General features: G+C 67.3%; 14 protein-coding genes. 6 read left to right on the top strand and 8 right to left on the bottom strand.

Annotated elements, in window-relative coordinates; all coding sequences use genetic code 11:
* Window positions 1-28 precede the first annotated feature (28 nt).
* Window positions 29-2,215: a DNA helicase II gene (gene uvrD, locus EDC29_RS01335; RefSeq protein WP_132228251.1), complete on the bottom strand. Its 2,187-nt coding sequence runs from the start codon at window positions 2,213-2,215 to the stop codon at window positions 29-31.
* Window positions 2,216-2,740: 525 nt separating this feature from the next.
* Here uvrD and hemE point away from each other — a divergent pair.
* The gene (gene hemE, locus EDC29_RS01330) at window positions 2,741-3,805 is read left to right on the top strand and encodes a uroporphyrinogen decarboxylase (protein ID WP_005222211.1); all 1,065 of its coding nucleotides are present in this window, start codon (window positions 2,741-2,743) and stop codon (window positions 3,803-3,805) included.
* A gap of 103 nt (window positions 3,806-3,908) precedes the next feature.
* Here the strand turns inward: hemE and EDC29_RS01325 are convergent, their stop codons facing one another.
* From EDC29_RS01325 to glgC, 7 genes are all read right to left on the bottom strand, one after another.
* Window positions 3,909-5,318 carry an FAD-dependent oxidoreductase gene (locus EDC29_RS01325; RefSeq protein ID WP_123139113.1) on the bottom strand — a complete coding sequence of 470 codons (1,410 nt, stop codon included), beginning with the start codon at window positions 5,316-5,318 and terminating at the stop codon, window positions 3,909-3,911.
* Between the two features lie 513 nt (window positions 5,319-5,831).
* Window positions 5,832-6,641: an ABC transporter permease gene (locus EDC29_RS01320; RefSeq protein ID WP_123139114.1), complete on the bottom strand. Its 810-nt coding sequence runs from the start codon at window positions 6,639-6,641 to the stop codon at window positions 5,832-5,834.
* Window positions 6,638-7,255, bottom strand: coding sequence for an ABC transporter ATP-binding protein (locus tag EDC29_RS01315; RefSeq protein ID WP_132228249.1), 618 nt, complete (start codon window positions 7,253-7,255; stop codon window positions 6,638-6,640). Before EDC29_RS01315 ends, EDC29_RS01320 begins: the two co-directional genes overlap by 4 nt.
* Window positions 7,255-7,947, bottom strand: coding sequence for a tRNA (guanosine(46)-N7)-methyltransferase TrmB (gene trmB / locus EDC29_RS01310; RefSeq protein WP_132228247.1), 693 nt, complete (start codon window positions 7,945-7,947; stop codon window positions 7,255-7,257). The genes EDC29_RS01315 and trmB overlap by 1 nt, the downstream gene beginning before the upstream one ends.
* Window positions 7,948-8,156: 209 nt before the next feature.
* The gene (locus EDC29_RS01305; RefSeq protein WP_123139117.1) at window positions 8,157-8,954 is read right to left on the bottom strand and encodes a thiazole synthase; all 798 of its coding nucleotides are present in this window, start codon (window positions 8,952-8,954) and stop codon (window positions 8,157-8,159) included.
* 120 nt (window positions 8,955-9,074) lie between these two features.
* The gene (thiS, locus tag EDC29_RS01300; protein WP_123139118.1) at window positions 9,075-9,275 is read right to left on the bottom strand and encodes a sulfur carrier protein ThiS; all 201 of its coding nucleotides are present in this window, start codon (window positions 9,273-9,275) and stop codon (window positions 9,075-9,077) included.
* A gap of 14 nt (window positions 9,276-9,289) precedes the next feature.
* Entirely contained in the window at window positions 9,290-10,561 is a 1,272-nt protein-coding gene (gene glgC, locus EDC29_RS01295; protein ID WP_123139119.1) for a glucose-1-phosphate adenylyltransferase, read from the bottom strand.
* A gap of 238 nt (window positions 10,562-10,799) precedes the next feature.
* Between glgC and glgB the strand changes: the two genes are divergently transcribed.
* From glgB to EDC29_RS01270, 5 genes are all read left to right on the top strand, one after another.
* Window positions 10,800-13,058 (top strand): 1,4-alpha-glucan branching protein GlgB, encoded by a 2,259-nt coding sequence (gene glgB / locus EDC29_RS01290; protein ID WP_123139120.1) that lies wholly within the window; start codon window positions 10,800-10,802, stop codon window positions 13,056-13,058.
* A gap of 97 nt (window positions 13,059-13,155) precedes the next feature.
* A complete protein-coding gene (locus EDC29_RS01285) occupies window positions 13,156-13,530 on the top strand; it encodes a DUF2288 domain-containing protein (protein WP_123139121.1) in 375 nt (124 codons plus the stop codon).
* Window positions 13,491-13,946 carry a YaiI/YqxD family protein gene (locus tag EDC29_RS01280; RefSeq protein ID WP_123139122.1) on the top strand — a complete coding sequence of 152 codons (456 nt, stop codon included), beginning with the start codon at window positions 13,491-13,493 and terminating at the stop codon, window positions 13,944-13,946. The genes EDC29_RS01285 and EDC29_RS01280 overlap by 40 nt, the downstream gene beginning before the upstream one ends.
* The gene (locus EDC29_RS01275) at window positions 13,876-14,796 is read left to right on the top strand and encodes a helix-turn-helix domain-containing protein (RefSeq protein WP_132228245.1); all 921 of its coding nucleotides are present in this window, start codon (window positions 13,876-13,878) and stop codon (window positions 14,794-14,796) included. Before EDC29_RS01280 ends, EDC29_RS01275 begins: the two co-directional genes overlap by 71 nt.
* Before the next feature lie 84 nt (window positions 14,797-14,880).
* Entirely contained in the window at window positions 14,881-15,519 is a 639-nt protein-coding gene (locus EDC29_RS01270; protein ID WP_132228243.1) for a class I SAM-dependent methyltransferase, read from the top strand.
* Window positions 15,520-15,662 lie beyond the last annotated feature (143 nt).

The following is a 15,662-nucleotide window of genomic DNA, read 5'->3' as shown; positions in this document are numbered from 1 at the left end:
CCTCCAGAGTCGGCCACCGGCGACAAAGCTATGCCGCCTCCAGTTTGGCATAGGCGAGCACCAGCCACTTGGTACCGGCACTGCCCTGGAACTTGACCTGGATACGCGCCTGGGCACCCCGTCCCTCGCCATCGAGTACCACGCCCTCGCCGAACTTGGCGTGGCGGACCCGCTGTCCGACCTGAAAACCGCCGGTCTCGCGCGCCGCGGCAGGACGGGCAACGGGTGGCGGCGAGGGCCTGAACGCAGGCGACGGTCTGGGGGGCGCGGCGCGAGCGCGCACGTCCTCGATCAGCCGCTCCGGGATCTCGCGCAGAAAGCGCGATGGCGGCGGCAGATCCTGACGCCCATAGAGCCGCCGACTCTCGGCATGGGTCAGATAAAGCTCGGCCATCGCCCGGGTCATGCCGACGTAGCAGAGCCTGCGCTCTTCCTCGAGCCGGTCCGGATCGTCGGCGGACATGGCGTGCGGGAACAAGCCCTCCTCGAGTCCGACCAGGAAGACCACCGGAAACTCCAGCCCCTTGGCGCTGTGCAGCGTCATCAGCTGTACCGCATCGGTCTCGGCATCGGCCTGGGTCTCGCCGGCCTCGAGCGCGGCATGGGCGAGGAAGGCGCCGAGTACCTCGCCATCCGGCGCCTCGAGTTCATGGGCGAAGCGCGCAGCGGTCTCGACCAATTGCTGGAGGTTCTCGATGCGATCGCGCCCCTTGCCGTCCTTCTGCTTCTCGTAGTGCGCCGGCAGCCCCGCCTCGTCGATCAGCGCGGCGGTCAGATCGGGCAGCAGTTGGGTGGCGCTGCGGGCACGCTGCTGCTCGATGAAGGCCATGAAGGCGCCCAGCGCATTCGCCGCCCGACCACCCAGCCCCTGCTCGGCGATCAGCTGTGCGCCGGCGCGCCACAGCGACAACCCGTGCCCCCGGGCATGATCGCGCAATTGATCGAGGGTACGCAGTCCGATCCCCCTCGAGGGCGTATTGACCACCCGCTCGAAGGCCGCGTCATCGTCCTGGTTGGCGATCATGCGCAGATAGGCGAGGGCGTCACGGATCTCTGCGCGCTCGAAGAAACGCTGCCCGCCATAGACCCGATAGGGGACGGCGGCACGCATCAGGGCCTCCTCGAAGAGCCGCGACTGCGCGGTAGTACGATAGAGGATGGCGCATTGATCGTGACGCCCACCCGGCGTCTCGGCATGACGGCGAATACGCTCGACGACGAAGCGGGCCTCATCGACCTCGTTGAATGCACCATAGCGCCGGATCGGTGCGCCGGACTCACCCTCGGTCCACAGCTGCTTGCCCAGTCGCGAGGGGTTGTTGGCGATCAGCGCATTGGCGCCGGCGAGAATGGTGGCGGTGGAGCGATAGTTCTGCTCCAGACGAATGACACGGGTCTCCGGATAGTCGCGCTGAAAGGAACGGATGTTCTCCACCCGAGCACCACGCCAGCCATAGATCGACTGATCATCGTCACCGACCGCGAACAACTTGTCCTCGCCACCGGCGAGCAGACGCAGCCAGGCGTATTGGATGGCATTGGTGTCCTGGAACTCGTCGACCAGGATATGACGGAAACGGCGCTGATAATGCTCGAGCAGGTCGGCACGATCACGCAACAGCTCATGGGCGCACAGCAGCAGATCGGCGAAATCGAGCAGACCACCACGTTGACGCAATTGCTCGTATTCACGATAGACGGTGAGCATCCGCTCGCCGAAGAAGTCACCAGAGAAGTCGAGGTGCGTCGGTCTCAACCCCTCGTCCTTGTGCTTGTTGATGAAGGACTGGATCTGGCGCGGTGCCCAGCGGGTCTCGTCGAGACCGAGGTCCTTGACGATGCGCTTGATCATGCGCAGCTGATCGTCGGCGTCGAGGATCTGGAAGTGCTGCGGCAGCCCCGCCTCCTGCCAGTGCGCGCGCAGGAGACGATGGGCCAGGCCGTGGAAGGTCCCGACCCACATCCCGCCGACCGGCTGCGCGAACATGGTCTCGATGCGTCCACGCATCTCGCGAGCGGCCTTGTTGGTGAAGGTGACGGCAAGGATCCCCCAGGGCGGGACCTGTTCGACCTGGAGCAGCCAGGCGATGCGGTGGACCAGCACGCGGGTCTTGCCCGAGCCGGCGCCAGCAAGGATCAGGAGATTGCCCGGAGGGGCCGAGACGGCCTCGCGCTGGGCGGGGTTGAGCGAGTCGAGGAGGGCTGAAGCATTCATCGGGGAATTCTACCCCAGTGCGGGGGCGACGGAAGACGAGGATCTCACTGACATTTTCGGTCCGCGGATGGCCGGATCTGGGGTATGCTGGATCCGCTCGGCCCCGCCGTTTCGCGAAAATCTAATCAAAATAAAATATAGATATTTAAAGTCTGTAGTTATTATTGATTCCTGTGGATATCCGGATAACTCCGTTTTCTTCTTGTTGATCAGCAGCTTGCAAGGCGCCTGCGAGTGGATGAAGCTGGAGATATCCTGTGGATAACTTGTGTCTGAATCAGGGTCTGATTTTATCCACCTCTTTGTCCACCGACTTATCCACAGGGTTGCGCACAGCTTATTAAGGTTTCCTTTGTTTTCAGTGTCTTGGCGATCTCGCTGGAGATCCGGGGCGAGCGGGAGAGGGCTGTGCAGGGTCGCTGCGGGATACGTTCGTTCTCGTCGGGCGTTCGGTCGTCAACCCGTAGTAGAATAGCCCTGCAAAACCTGCGTTCTTAACACATCAAACTGCCCGGGCACTGCTTCATGACCCAACTGAAGAATGACACCTTCCTGCGCGCCCTGATGCGCGAACCCGTTGATTACACGCCGGTTTGGATGATGCGCCAGGCCGGGCGCTATCTCCCCGAGTACCGTGCCACCCGCGCCAAGGCGGGCAGTTTCATGGATCTGTGCAGGAGCCCGGAGCTCGCCTGCGAGGTCACGCTCCAGCCGCTCGATCGCTTCCCGCTGGACGCGGCGATCCTGTTCTCCGACATCCTCACCGTGCCCGATGCGATGGGCCTGGGGCTCTACTTCGCCGAGGGCGAGGGTCCGAACTTCGAGCGTCCGGTGCGCACCGAGGCCGACATCGATCGTCTGCCGATCCCCGATCCCGAGGGTGAGCTCAAGTACGTCATGGACGCGGTGTCGGTGATCCGCCGCGAGCTCGACGGTCGCGTGCCGCTGATCGGCTTCTCCGGCAGCCCCTGGACCCTGGCCACCTACATGGTCGAGGGCGGCAGCGCCAAGAACTTCTCCCACACCAAGGCGATGATGTTCGACCGTCCCGACCTGCTGCACCGCCTGCTGACCAAGGTCGCCGACTCGGTGACCTCCTACCTCAACGCCCAGATCGCTCGTGGCGCCCAGGCGGCGATGATCTTCGACACCTGGGGCGGTGCCCTGGCCCCGGCCCACTACCGCGAGTTCTCGCTGGCCTACATGAAGCGGGTGATGGACGGCCTGACCCGCGAGGCCGAGGGCCGCCGCGTCCCGGTGATCCTGTTCACCAAGAACGGCGGTCAGTGGCTCGCCGACATGGCCGACACCGGCTGCGATGCCCTCGGTGTCGATTGGACCACCGATCTGGCCGATGCGCGGCGCATGGTCGGCGATCGCGTCGCCCTCCAGGGCAACCTCGACCCCTGCACCCTCTACGCCTCGCCCGAGCGGATCCGCGAGGAGGTCGCGCGGGTGTTGGAGAGCTATGGCAAGGGCCCCGGCCACGTCTTCAACCTCGGCCACGGCATCACCCCGGACGTCAATCCGGAGAATGCCGGCGCGATGATCGAGGCGGTGCACGAGCTGAGCCGTCCCTACCACGCCTGAGTCGCTGTCACGCCGTCTTCGGACGGCGTCATCCGGCCGACATGAACGGGCCCGACCGCGCCTCAGCGTGGTCGGGCCCGTTTTTCCGCGCTCGGTTGCGGGATCAGACCGCCGTGGCCAGCGCCTCGGTGTTCCGGTCCTCGTGGTCGCGGGTGTCCTCGTGCCCCATCAGCAGCTCCTGCTCGAAGGCGCGCTCGTCGATACGGGCGCCGAGATACTCGGCGATGGCACGCATGTCGCCCTCGCCGGCGCCGAGACAGCTGGTGCCGCCGGGCGAGGGGGTCATGTTGAAGATGATGCCGCCGCCGTCGCTGATCTTGGCCTCGCCCATGCGCAGCTTGCGTGCGCGCTTGTCGATGAGCTGTGGGCGGATCCCGCCGAAGCCCTCGGCATAGCTGATCTCCGAGGCCTGGAGCGCGGGGACGATCTTGCGGATCTCGCGCACGAACAGCTGGCGGTTGAGCCAGGGCACCTCGTAGAGGAAGTTGCGCAGCACATAGTTGCGGATGTCGGGCACCCGCATCAGGTCCCAGACCACCGCTGCGACGTCGCGGTCGAAGCGCTGCACCTTGAAGAACTCACGGATGCTCGCGCGGTTGTAGCGCTCGAGCATCGGCAGCATCAGCGCGGTGGGGCCGAAGCGGGTCTTGCCGCGCTCCTTGACGTCGTGGTCGCCGTGCACCGCGGCGAAGGGCAGATTGGGGTTCTGGACGGTGTAGACCTTGCCGTTGAGCGCCTCGGGGGCGAAGTAGAAGGAGCCGGCCACCGGCAGACAGGAATACTCCAGCCCCAGCCCCATCTCCTGGGCCATCAGCAGCGAGTGCCCCCCGGCGCAGACCACCACCGCGCGCGCCTGTAGCAGGCCGCGGTTGGTGCGCAGCACGTAGTCCCCGCCCTCCTTGCGGATCGACTCGACCTTGGTCGAGAACAGCTGGGTGATCTGCTTGCCCGTGGTGCGGTCCAGGTGTGCGCAGGCGTCCGAGAAGGACTGGGCCAGCGCCTGGAAATCGACCGCGCAGTACTCGTCGGCGGTCCCCGTGGCGACGATCTCCTCGTCGCGCCAGCGCCCGTCGACTCGTGCCACATTGGGTTCGAGCTCGGCGATCGCCTCGCGCTCGAGCAGTTCCATGCGCGGGAAGAGGTCCTTGAACCGGGTATGGCGCTCGCGGATGTAGCGACACTCCTCGGCGCCGACACCGAGCACCATCTTGGGCATGCGCTGGATGATGCGGTCGCGTTCCTCGGGCGGCAGCTTGGTGGCGTAGTTGATCACCATGTAGGCGGTACGCTTGACCGAACGCGCCTTTTCCAGGGTGTAGTTGGTCTCGATGTCGCCGCAGTGGATGGTCTGGCTGTTGCTGTGGGCGTGTGAGTTGACCGTGGCGACGTCGTCGTACTTCTCCACCAGACACAGCCGGCCGAGATCGGTGAACCTGGCCAGTTCGTAGAGCAGGGCGGTGCCGGTGACACCGGCGCCGACGATGAGTACGTCGTAGTGGGTTGATGGGTTCATGCGCATGCTCCTCCGCAACGGCGTTGCCGGCTCTTGGCGCAAGGCCCCTGGGTTCGGCCTTGTGCGTGGCGCAGGGATGCACCGGTCGCTGTGACGACACGGGTGGTGGTCACTGGGTCCGGGAGCGGGGCCTCGAGGGTGGTTCGGCCCCGAGCCGATGGCGATCCTGCGCGGGTTGCCGTCTGTGATCCCTGTCGGGAAGGCGCGTCAGGCCAGACCCGACGCGGTATGGATTCACACTAGCGGATGCGGGGCCGGGAAAGAACGCAGCGGGACGGATTTATAGTATTGATATTTACAATCAACTTATTGCTTGCATTGATTTAAGTAAATACCAATCGCGTCGCTCGGATAACTGCCCGCTTTCTATGTAAAGTCTTTCAGATCAGTGTCTTGCGCGACCTGAAGGGGGCGCTCGCTGAGCGCCGTGCAGGATCATTGGGGGAGGATCAATCCATCGCCGAGGCGGGTTCGGCGGTGGGTAAAAGCACGATTTGTGCGCCGGTTCCTCCCTCAGCCCCCTCTCGGTCGTGCCTTCAGCCGATCCAGACGCAGTCGCTGGCGGTCGTCGAACAGCCGTCGCGAACCCGCCCAGACCGCGAAGATCGACCCCAGTCCGGTGCCGCCGGCGATCAGGAACATGATCAGGATCTGATACCTGGCCGCCTCCAGCGGCGGGCTGCCGGCCAGTACCTGACCGGTCATCATCCCCGGCAGGCTGACCAGCCCGGCGCTGGCCATGGAGTTGATGATCGGGATCAGCCCGGAGCGGATCGCCTCGCGTCGCACCTCGCCGATCGCCTCGCCCCAGTCGGCGCCGGCGAGCAGCCGCGCCTCGATGCGCGCGCGCGCCTCCCAGGCGTGGCGGGTGAGGTTGTCGAGGGCGATGGCGATGCCGTTCATGGTGTTGCCGAGCAGCATGCCGAGCAGCGGGATCAGGTACTGCGGCTGGTACCAGGGATCGACCCCGATCACCAGGGTGAGGGCGAGGAAGGTCACCCCGAACGAGGACAGGAACATCGACACCGCGCCGATGCCGTAGCCCCAGGGACCGCGATAGCGACGGCGCTGACGCTGCATCACCTCCCAGCCGGCCACCGCGAGCATCACCAGCGCCACCGGGGCGATCAGCGACAGGCTCGACTGGGCGAACAGCACCTTGAGCACCAGCCCGATCAGGCTGAGCTGGATGGCGCTGCGCAGCGCGGCGACGAGTACGCGCCGTTCCACCCCCAGACGCAGCCGCCAGGAGACCCCGGCGAGCAGCAGGATCAGCACCGCGGCGAGCGAGAGATCGAGTGGCGTGAGCGAGATCAGCGTCATGACGGGTCGATGTCCTCGGGTTCGAGCCGGCCGTCGCGGATGCGCAGCCGGCGATCGCCGAGTCGGCGCCGCTGGGCCGGGTCGTGACTGACCCAGAGCAGCGGTGTGCGGTGGGCGATGCGGTAGTCCTCGATCAGCCCCTCGACCCGGGCGCAGTTCTGCGGGTCGAGGTTGGCGGTGGCCTCGTCGAGCAGTAGCGCCCGTGGCGACTGGGCGAGCAGGCGCAGCAGCGCGAGGCGCTGACGCTCGCCGGTGGAGAGCCGGGCGACCGACCAGTCGAGTACCTCGGGGCCGAAGCCGAGCGCGCTCAGCCAGTCATCGAGCGGCGGGTGTGCGGCGGGCAGGTGCTCACCCACCGACTCGCCCCACCAGGCCGACTCGGCCGGCAGCAGCCCGACGCGGCGACGCCACAGCGGGGCGGGCAGGCGCGAGCGCGGCGCGTCGTCGAGCCAGACCTCGCCCTGATGCGGGTCGAGGTCGGCGATGGCGCGCAGCAGCAGGCTCTTGCCGCAGCCCGAGGGGCCCGACAGGAACACCCGCTCGCCGGCGCCGACGGCCAGGTCGATGGGCCCGAACAGGGCGTTGCCGAGCCCCTGGACCCTGAGCCCGTCCATCAGCCGCGGCGGAAGACGAGATCGTGGACCACGTGACCGAGGCGCTCGCCGCGCTGCTCGAACTTGGTCAGCGGACGGCTCTCGGGGCGCGGGGTGTAGTGACCGGCGCCGGCGGTGTTGGCGAAGCCCGTGGCCGCCTCCAGGGTCTCGAGCATCTGCTCGGCATAGGGCTCCCAGTCGGTGGCGGCGTGGAAGTGACCGCCGGGACGGATGGCGCGCTCGAGCAGCGCGATCATCCCGGGGTTGAGGATGCGGCGCTTGTGATGGCGCTTCTTCGGCCAGGGGTCGGGGAAGAACAGCTGCACCCGGTCGAGCGCGCCGGGGGCGATGCCGTGGGTGAGCAGTTCGACGGCGTCCTGACGCATCACCCGCAGGTTGTCGATACCGAGCCGCTCGATCTCGAGCAGCAGGTGCCCGACCCCGGGGCGATGGACCTCGACCCCGAGCCAGTTGCGCCCCGGGTCGTCGGCGGCCATCCGCGCCAGCGACTCACCGTTGCCGAAGCCGATCTCGAGGGTCACCGGCTGGTCGTTGCCGAACAGCGCGCCGAGGTCGAGCGGCGCCGGTGCCTGCCAGTCGACGCCGAAGCGGGGCCAGAGCTCGGCGAAGGCGCGCTCCTGACCGGGGGTGAGTCGGCCCTCGCGCAGCACGAAGCTGCGCACCTGACGATGACGGGGATCTGTTGGTTGCACGGATGGATTCTCGACGCTTGATGACTGATGACCGGATGGATCGTGGCGGGGCGATCCCTGGGCGGGTGTTGCGTCCTGGCGGTTCGAGGCGATGGCGCCGCAGCTCCGCTGCACGATCGGGATGCGCAGGATACCAAGAGCCGGGCGGTCGGTGGGGCAGCGCGCCCGGTCGGGCGCGCTGGCGACGGGCCTCGGCCCGTCGGCGGGGATCAGAAGAACAGCCCCTCGATCGGCGAGGAGGCCGAGGCGAAGCGCTTGGCCGGCATGCGCCCGGCGAGATAGGCCTCGCGACCGGCCTCGATGCCCTTGCGCATGGCTCCGGCCATCAGCACCGGATCCTTGGCCGCGGCGATGGCGGTGTTCATCAGCACGCCGTCGCAGCCGAGTTCCATCGCCTCGGCGGCGTCGGAGGCGGTGCCCACGCCGGCGTCGACCAGCACCGGCACCTTGGCGTTCTCGACGATGGTGCGGATGTTGAGCGGGTTGCGGATGCCCAGGCCCGAGCCGATCGGCGCGGCCAGCGGCATCACCGCGCAGCAGCCGATGGCCTCCAGCTCGCGGGCGACGATCGGGTCGTCGTTGGTGTAGACCATCACGTCGAAGCCGTCGGCGACGAGGATCTCGGCGGCCTTGAGGGTGGCGATGACATCGGGGAACAGGGTCTGCTGGTCGCCGAGCACCTCGAGCTTGACCAGCTTGTGGCCGTCGAGCAGCTCGCGTGCCAGGCGGCAGGTGCGCACCGCGGTGTCGACATCGAAGCAACCGGCGGTGTTGGGCAGGTAGGTGTAGCGCTCCGGGGGCAGCACGTCGAGGATGTTGGGCTCATCGGCGTTCTGGCCGAGGTTGGTGCGACGCACCGCGACCGTGACGATCTCGGCGCCGCTGGCCTCGATGGCGCGCGCGGTCTCGTCCATGTCCTTGTATTTACCGGTGCCGACGAGCAGGCGGGAGCCGTACTCCTTGCCGGCGATGACGAGTCGGTCTGGGTTCTGGGTCGCTGTGGTCATGAGGGTCCGTGTCGAAGCGTGAAGTGGAAAACGAACCAGCATGCGGCCGGTGGCAGGCAAATTCAAAAGGGCCGCAGCTGTGAGTCAAGGATGGCGCCGGGGCAGGCTCGGCGTGGCCGTTCAGCCGCCGCCGACGGCGTGGATGATCTCCACCCGGTCGTCGGCGGCGAGGCGGTGCTCGGCGAAGCGGCTGCGCGGCACCAGCTCGGCGTTGACCTCGACGGCGAGACGCTTGCCGGTGAGTTCGAGCTGCTCGAGCAGCTCGGCCATGGTGATGGCCTCGGCGACCTCGGTGCGGTCGCCGTTGATCTCGATCTGCATGTGCTCTGTGTTCCTCATCGCACGTGGTTGGCGTTCTGCCCGAGCATCTCCGGGGTCACCAGGGTGATGCCACTGTCGGTGACCTGGTAGCCGGCGCGGCGATCGGCCTCGGGGTCGAGTCCGATCACGGTACCCTCCTCGAGCTGGCAGTAGCGTTCGATGATGGCGTTGCGGATGGTGCAGTTGCGACCGATGTCGACGTCGGGCAGCACCACTGAGTCCTCGACATAGGCGAAAGAGTTCACTCGCACGTTGGAGAACAGCAGCGAGTGACTCACCTTGGCCCCGGAGATGATGCAGCCGCCCGAGACCATGGAATCGACCGCCATGCCGCGTCGGTCCTCGTCGTCGAAGACGAACTTGGCCGGGGGCAATTGTTCCTGATAGGTCCAGATCGGCCATCCCTTGTCGTAGAGATTGAGCGGTGGGGTGACGCCGATCAGCTCGAGATTGGCGGCCCAGAAGGCATCGAGGGTACCGACGTCGCGCCAGTAGGCCTGCTCGCCGCTGACCGGGTCGCGGAAGGTGTAGGCCATCACCCGATACTGCTTGATCACCGAAGGGATGATGTCCTTGCCGAAGTCGCGGCTCGAGTCGCGGGTGTCGGCGTCCTTCTGCAGCTGCTCGAAGAGGAAGTCGCGGTTGAAGACATAGATCCCCATCGAGGCGAAGCAGCGCCCGGGGGCGCCGGGGATCGGCTTGGGTTCGGCGGGTTTCTCCTCGAAGCCGCGCACCCGATGGCCGGCGTCGACCTCCATCACCCCGAACTCGCGGGCGCGCTCGGTGTCGACCTCGAGACACCCGACGGTCATGTCGGCGCCGGACTCGACGTGGAAGGCGATCATCGCCCCGTAGTCCATCTTGTAGATGTGGTCGCCGGCGAGGATCAGCACATAGTCGGGGTCGTGGTCACGGATGATATCGAGGTTCTGGTAGACCGCATCGGCGGTGCCGGCGTACCAGGAGTTCTCGGTCACGCGCTGCTGCGCCGGCCACAGCTCGACGAACTCGCCGAACTCGCCACGCAGGAAGCCCCAGCCCTTCTGGATGTGCAGGATCAGCGAATGCGCCTTGTACTGGGTGAGCACGCCGATGCGACGGATCCCCGAGTTGATGCAGTTCGACAGCGGGAAGTCGATGATGCGGAACTTGCCGCCGAAGGGCACCGCAGGCTTGGAGCGCCAGGTGGTGAGCTGCTTGAGGCGGGATCCCCGTCCGCCAGCCAAGATCAGCGCCAGGGTATTGCGGGTGAGACGGCTGATGAAACGGGGGTTGCTGTGGGGCATGAAATCCTCCTGAAATCTTGAGGCAACCGCATGTTAAGCAGTGCCCTTATGATACCATCGAGGGCGTTCTTCAGAGCGGATCGAGCCGTGTTCGTCGAGCCATTTCCCCGATCTTTGCTGAGTATCGGGCGAGGCTCGCGCGGTGACGTGCGTTCCCAGTCTCGACTGGTCAGCGGCCCCGGCGGCGGGCCCGTCACTGACCCCGACCACAGCTAGACAGCGGAGGAAGATCAGCGATATGGCAACCGCAACCCAGGCCGCGCGGGCCCTTCCCGATCCCCTGCAACGCATCGTCGAGGCGCGTCATCACGATCCCTTCAGCGTGCTCGGTCGCCATCTCGACGAGGATGGCGATCTGGTGGTGCGTGTCTTCCTGCCGCGCGCCGAGCGGGTGCGGCTGGTCGAGGCCGCTGCCGCGATGACCCGGATCGAGGGTACCGACCTGTTCATCTGGCGTGGCCTGCCCGAGGCGTTGCCAGAGTGCTATCAGCTCGAGTGGGAAGACGCCTCCGGGGCGGTGCATCGCACCCACGACCCCTACTGCCTCCCGCCGCAGCTCGGCGACTTCGACCTTCATCTGTTCGGCGAGGGGCGTCACTGGCACGCCTATCGTTTTCTCGGCGCGCATCTCCACCAGGTCGACGGCATCGCCGGGGTGCGTTTCGCGGTGTGGGCGCCGAATGCCGCGCGGGTGAGCGTGGTCGGCGACTTCAACGCCTGGGACGGGCGCGCCCATCCGATGCGGGTGCGCGGTGGCTCCGGGGTGTGGGAGCTGTTCATCCCCGAACTCGGTCCCGGCGGGCTCTACAAGTACGAGATCCGCGACCGCCAAGGTAACGTCCAGGTCAAGATCGACCCCTATGCCCAGGCCTTCCAGGAGCGGCCCGAGACCGCCGGCCATCTCTGCCCGGAGACCCGCTATCGCTGGGGTGACGCCGGCTGGATGCGCGCCCGCGCCGAGGCCGACTGGCAGCAGCGCCCGTTTTCGGTCTACGAGGTGCATCTCGGTTCCTGGCAACGTGATGCCGACGGCGGTTTTCTCAACTATCGCGTGCTGGCCAAGCAGATCGGCGACTATGTCGAGGCGCTCGGTTTCACCCATGTCGAGCTGCTGCCGATCACCGAGCACCCGCTCGATGCCTCCTGGGGCTATCAGTGCACCGGCTATTTCGCTCCGACCTCGCGCTTCGGCTCGCCCGACGACTTCCGCTTCTTTGTCGATCATCTGCATCAGCGCGGCATCGGCGTGCTGCTCGACTGGGTGCCGGCGCACTTCCCCAAGGACGCCTACGCCCTGGCGCGCTTTGACGGCACCGCGCTCTACGAGCATGCCGATCCACGGCTCGGCGAGCACAAGGACTGGGGCACGCTGATCTTCAACTTCGGTCGCAACGAGGTGAAGAACTTCCTGCTCTCGAGCGCGCTCTACTGGCTCGAGGAGTTCCATCTCGACGGGCTGCGGGTCGATGCCGTGGCCTCCATGCTCTATCTCGACTACTCGCGCGACGCCGGCGAGTGGATCCCCAACAAGTACGGCGGCAACGAGAATCTGGAGGCGGTGGAGTTCCTGCGCGAGCTCAACCGGGTGGCCCACGAGCGTCATCCCGGCACCCTGATGATCGCCGAGGAGTCGACCTCCTGGCCGGCGGTGTCGCGCCCGACCTATCTCGGCGGGCTCGGCTTCAGCATGAAGTGGAACATGGGGTGGATGCACGACACCCTGTCCTACATGTCCAAGGACCCGATCTATCGCCACTTCCATCACGACCTGCTCACCTTCGGGCTGCTCTATGCCTTCACCGAGAACTTCGTGCTGCCCTTCTCACACGACGAGGTGGTGCACGGCAAGGGCTCGATGATCGACAAGATGCCGGGCGACGGCTGGCAGAAGTTTGCCAGTCTGCGCCTGCTCTATACCCTGATGTTCAGCTATCCGGGCAAGAAGCTGTTGTTCCAGGGCTGCGAGTTCGCCCAGGGGCGCGAGTGGCGCTTCGACGACGCGCTCGACTGGGAGCTGCTCGAGCGGCCGCAGCACCAGGGCATCAAGCGTCTGGTGACCGACCTCAACCACTGTTATCGCACGCTGCCGGCGCTCCATCAGCAGGACTTCGCCAGCGAGGGCTTCGAGTGGATCGACTGTCACGACAGCTCGCAGTCGGTGCTGAGCTATCTGCGCAAGGACCGCAACGGCGAGACCCTGGCGGTGGGGGTGTTCAACTTCACCCCGGTGCCGCGCGAGTGTTATCGCATCGGCGTCCCCGAGGCCGGTTTCTATCGCGAGCTGATCAACTCCGACGCCGAGCTCTATGGCGGCAGCAACGTCGGCAACCAGGGTGGCGTCGAGACCGAGGCGGTGAGCTGGATGGGGCGTCCCTACTCGATCCCGATCGCCTTGCCCCCGCTCGGTGGCCTGATCCTGGTGCGCGAGTCACGGGCCGAGGCCCCGGAGGCGGGCGCGCGCGGCGATACCGCCGACCGTGAGGTCAGCGCCGCCTGATCCATCTCGGTCCGGCGTTGCGACGTCGGGCCGAACCATTGCAACGACGCCGCCCCTCGCGCGGCGTCCCCACGTCATTCCACGAGGTCGACCCCGCGTGACACAGCAAGACCCCGCCGTCGTCGACGGCACCCCGCTGGAGCAGGACGATGCGCTGCTCCGCGCCAAGCTCAACCAGGAGACGGCCCGCGCGCCCTGGTCGTCGCTGCAACGCTTCTTCGCCCAGGGCAAGGTGATCCGCGTCGCCGTCGGGCTGGATCTGATCGAGACCGCGCTGGGTATCGCCCGCGACGATACCGCTGCGCTGGGCGCGGCGATCGAGGCCGGCGAGGTCGGCCCGATCCCGGACGCCGAGGCACGCGACTGGTTCGCGCGCGATACCGAGGTCTGGGCGCTGGTGATCGCGCCCTGGGTACTGGTACAGGAGACGGGATGCACATCTGGGTCGACGCCGACGCCTGTCCACGGGTGATCCGCGACATCCTCTACCGCGCCGCCGAGCGCTGTGGGGTGGCGCTCACCCTGGTCGCCAACCAGTCGCTGAACACGCCGCCCTCGCGCTGGATCCGCTCGATCCGGGTCGGCGCCGGGTTCGATCAGGCCGATGCCGAGATCGTGCGCCGGGTCAGCGCCGGTGACCTGGTGATCACCGCCGATATCCCGCTCGCCGCCGAGGCCATCGCCAAGGGCGCCGAGGTGCTCGATCCGCGTGGTGAGCGCTACACCGCGCACAACATCGGTGAGCGGTTGAACATGCGCGACTTCATGGAGACGCTGCGCTCCAGTGGCGTCCAGACCGGGGGACCGGCGGCGCTCGATGCGCGCGATCGTCAGGCCTTCGCCAATGCCCTCGACACCCTGCTCAGCCGCGCCGCTCGCGACGGCTGAGGGCGCGACGAATCGCTTCCAGGCACGCTGTGCGTGCCGCACCTTCGACTGTCCCGAGCTGTCGCTGCTGATCGCCGATGCCGCGCCCGTCGTCGACCCCGGAGCGCCCGTGGCGACGCCGCATCGTCATCCGCAATGGTTGTTGCTGGTGGTGCTCGACGGCGATCAGTGGATGGAGGTCGAGGGGCGGCGCGTGCGCGTCGAGCGCGGTCGCCTGCTGATGCTGCCGCCGGCGCGGCTGCATCGGCCACTGTCGCAGTGCGGCGTGCCGACCCAGTTGGTACTGCTGGTCGAGGACGACTGGCTCGCCGCGCTGGCCGGCACCCAGGGGCTCGACCCCGAGGCGCTGCGGGCGCCGCTGCTCCTGCCGATCGAGGGACACGAGGTGCTCGCGGTCGCCGAGCGGCTCGCCCGCGAGCATCTCGGTCGGTTGCCGGGTCGCGAGGCGATGCTGCGCCTGCTCGCCGAGCAGCTGACGCGTCTCTGTCTGCGCGCGCTGGCCGAGCGCCCGGCCAGCGCACGGACCGCGCGACTGGTCGAGCAGGCGGTGGTCTATGTCGAGACCCATCTCGCCGAGCCGCTCTCGCGCGCGCGGATCGCCGCCCATCTCGGGGTCTCGTGCGCCACCCTCGACCGGCTGCTGCGGGCCCGGCTCGGCTGCAGTCCGCGCGAGCTGATCTATCGTTCGCGTCTGGCCCGGGCCCGCGCCCTGCTGGCGCACACCGAGCGCTCGATCACCGAGGTCGCCGCCGAGTGCGGCTTCGCCTCGCCGTCGCACCTGGCCTCGCGCTTCCGTGTCGCCGAGGACTGTTCGCCGCGTCGCTATCGGGCGCGATTGCGGCACGGGTGACGGATGTTGCGTCGGTGATGAAGGTGTGGCGAGACGGTCGTCGGCTAGTCTGGAGATCGTCCTCATCCACCGGAGATCATCATCATGTCCAACCCCTACCCACGGACCGATTTCGAGCAGGTCGCCGCGACCTGGGACGACAACCCGTTGATCCGGGAGCTTGCACGGGCGGTCCGTCTCGCCCTGGCCGGTCATTGCGCGCCGCGTCCGGGGATGCGGGTGCTCGACTACGGTTGCGGCACCGGTCTGGCGGCGCTCGCGCTCGCCGCCGAGGTGGCCGAGGTCGAGGGCTGGGACAGCAGCCCCGGCATGCTCGCCGAACTCGAGGCCAAGCGGCGCGCCGCCGGGGTCGACAACCTCCGCATCCGCCAGGTCGATCTGGTCGACGAGCCGGCCCCGGCCAGCGACTTCGATCTGATCCACTCGGCGATGGCGCTGCATCACGTGCCCGACGTCGGTGCCATGATCGCGCGCCTTGCCGGCCTCCTGGTCCCGGGCGGAACGCTCTTCCTGGTCGACCTCGATTGCGAGGACGGCAGCTTCCACGCCGATCACGAGGGCGTCTGTCACCACGGCTTCGAGCGTGAGTGGATCGCCGAGACGCTCGCCGCCGCCGGTCTGGAACGGATCCGGGTGGAGACCGCGCACCGCCTGGTCAAGCCCGATGCCGCCGGGGTCGAGCGCCGCTACTCGATGTTCTGCGCCAGCGCGGTGCGGGGCTGAGTTTCAGCTTCCAGCCGCCAGCGGTCAGTTTCCAGCCGCCAGCGGTCAGCTTCCAGTCGTCAGTCGTCAGTCGTCAGCCGCCAGCGATCAGCCGCCAGCGATCAGCCGCCAGCGGTCAGTTGTTAGCCACCAGCGGGGAGCTA

The sequence above is a fragment of the Marichromatium gracile genome, assembly GCF_004343155.1.
In the GTDB taxonomy this organism is placed as follows: domain Bacteria; phylum Pseudomonadota; class Gammaproteobacteria; order Chromatiales; family Chromatiaceae; genus Marichromatium; species Marichromatium gracile.
Note: the sequence above shows the minus strand (reverse complement) of the source record. Positions and strands in the feature narration are given on the sequence as shown.

What these genes read in the sequence shown, in the direction of transcription:
- EDC29_RS01305 (WP_123139117.1), bottom strand. Translation starts at nt 8,954, where the DNA reads ATGACCACAGCGACCCAGAACCCAGACCGACTCGTCATCGCCGGCAAG.
- EDC29_RS01275 (WP_132228245.1), top strand. Translation starts at nt 13,876, where the DNA reads ATGCGCGCGATCGTCAGGCCTTCGCCAATGCCCTCGACACCCTGCTCA.
- EDC29_RS01315 (WP_132228249.1), bottom strand. Translation starts at nt 7,255, where the DNA reads ATGGACGGGCTCAGGGTCCAGGGGCTCGGCAACGCCCTGTTCGGGCCC.
- hemE (WP_005222211.1), top strand. Translation starts at nt 2,741, where the DNA reads ATGACCCAACTGAAGAATGACACCTTCCTGCGCGCCCTGATGCGCGAA.
- uvrD (WP_132228251.1), bottom strand. Translation starts at nt 2,215, where the DNA reads ATGAATGCTTCAGCCCTCCTCGACTCGCTCAACCCCGCCCAGCGCGAG.
- thiS (WP_123139118.1), bottom strand. Translation starts at nt 9,275, where the DNA reads ATGCAGATCGAGATCAACGGCGACCGCACCGAGGTCGCCGAGGCCATC.
- EDC29_RS01320 (WP_123139114.1), bottom strand. Translation starts at nt 6,641, where the DNA reads ATGACGCTGATCTCGCTCACGCCACTCGATCTCTCGCTCGCCGCGGTG.
- glgC (WP_123139119.1), bottom strand. Translation starts at nt 10,561, where the DNA reads ATGCCCCACAGCAACCCCCGTTTCATCAGCCGTCTCACCCGCAATACC.
- EDC29_RS01280 (WP_123139122.1), top strand. Translation starts at nt 13,491, where the DNA reads ATGCACATCTGGGTCGACGCCGACGCCTGTCCACGGGTGATCCGCGAC.
- EDC29_RS01270 (WP_132228243.1), top strand. Translation starts at nt 14,881, where the DNA reads ATGTCCAACCCCTACCCACGGACCGATTTCGAGCAGGTCGCCGCGACC.
- EDC29_RS01325 (WP_123139113.1), bottom strand. Translation starts at nt 5,318, where the DNA reads ATGAACCCATCAACCCACTACGACGTACTCATCGTCGGCGCCGGTGTC.
- glgB (WP_123139120.1), top strand. Translation starts at nt 10,800, where the DNA reads ATGGCAACCGCAACCCAGGCCGCGCGGGCCCTTCCCGATCCCCTGCAA.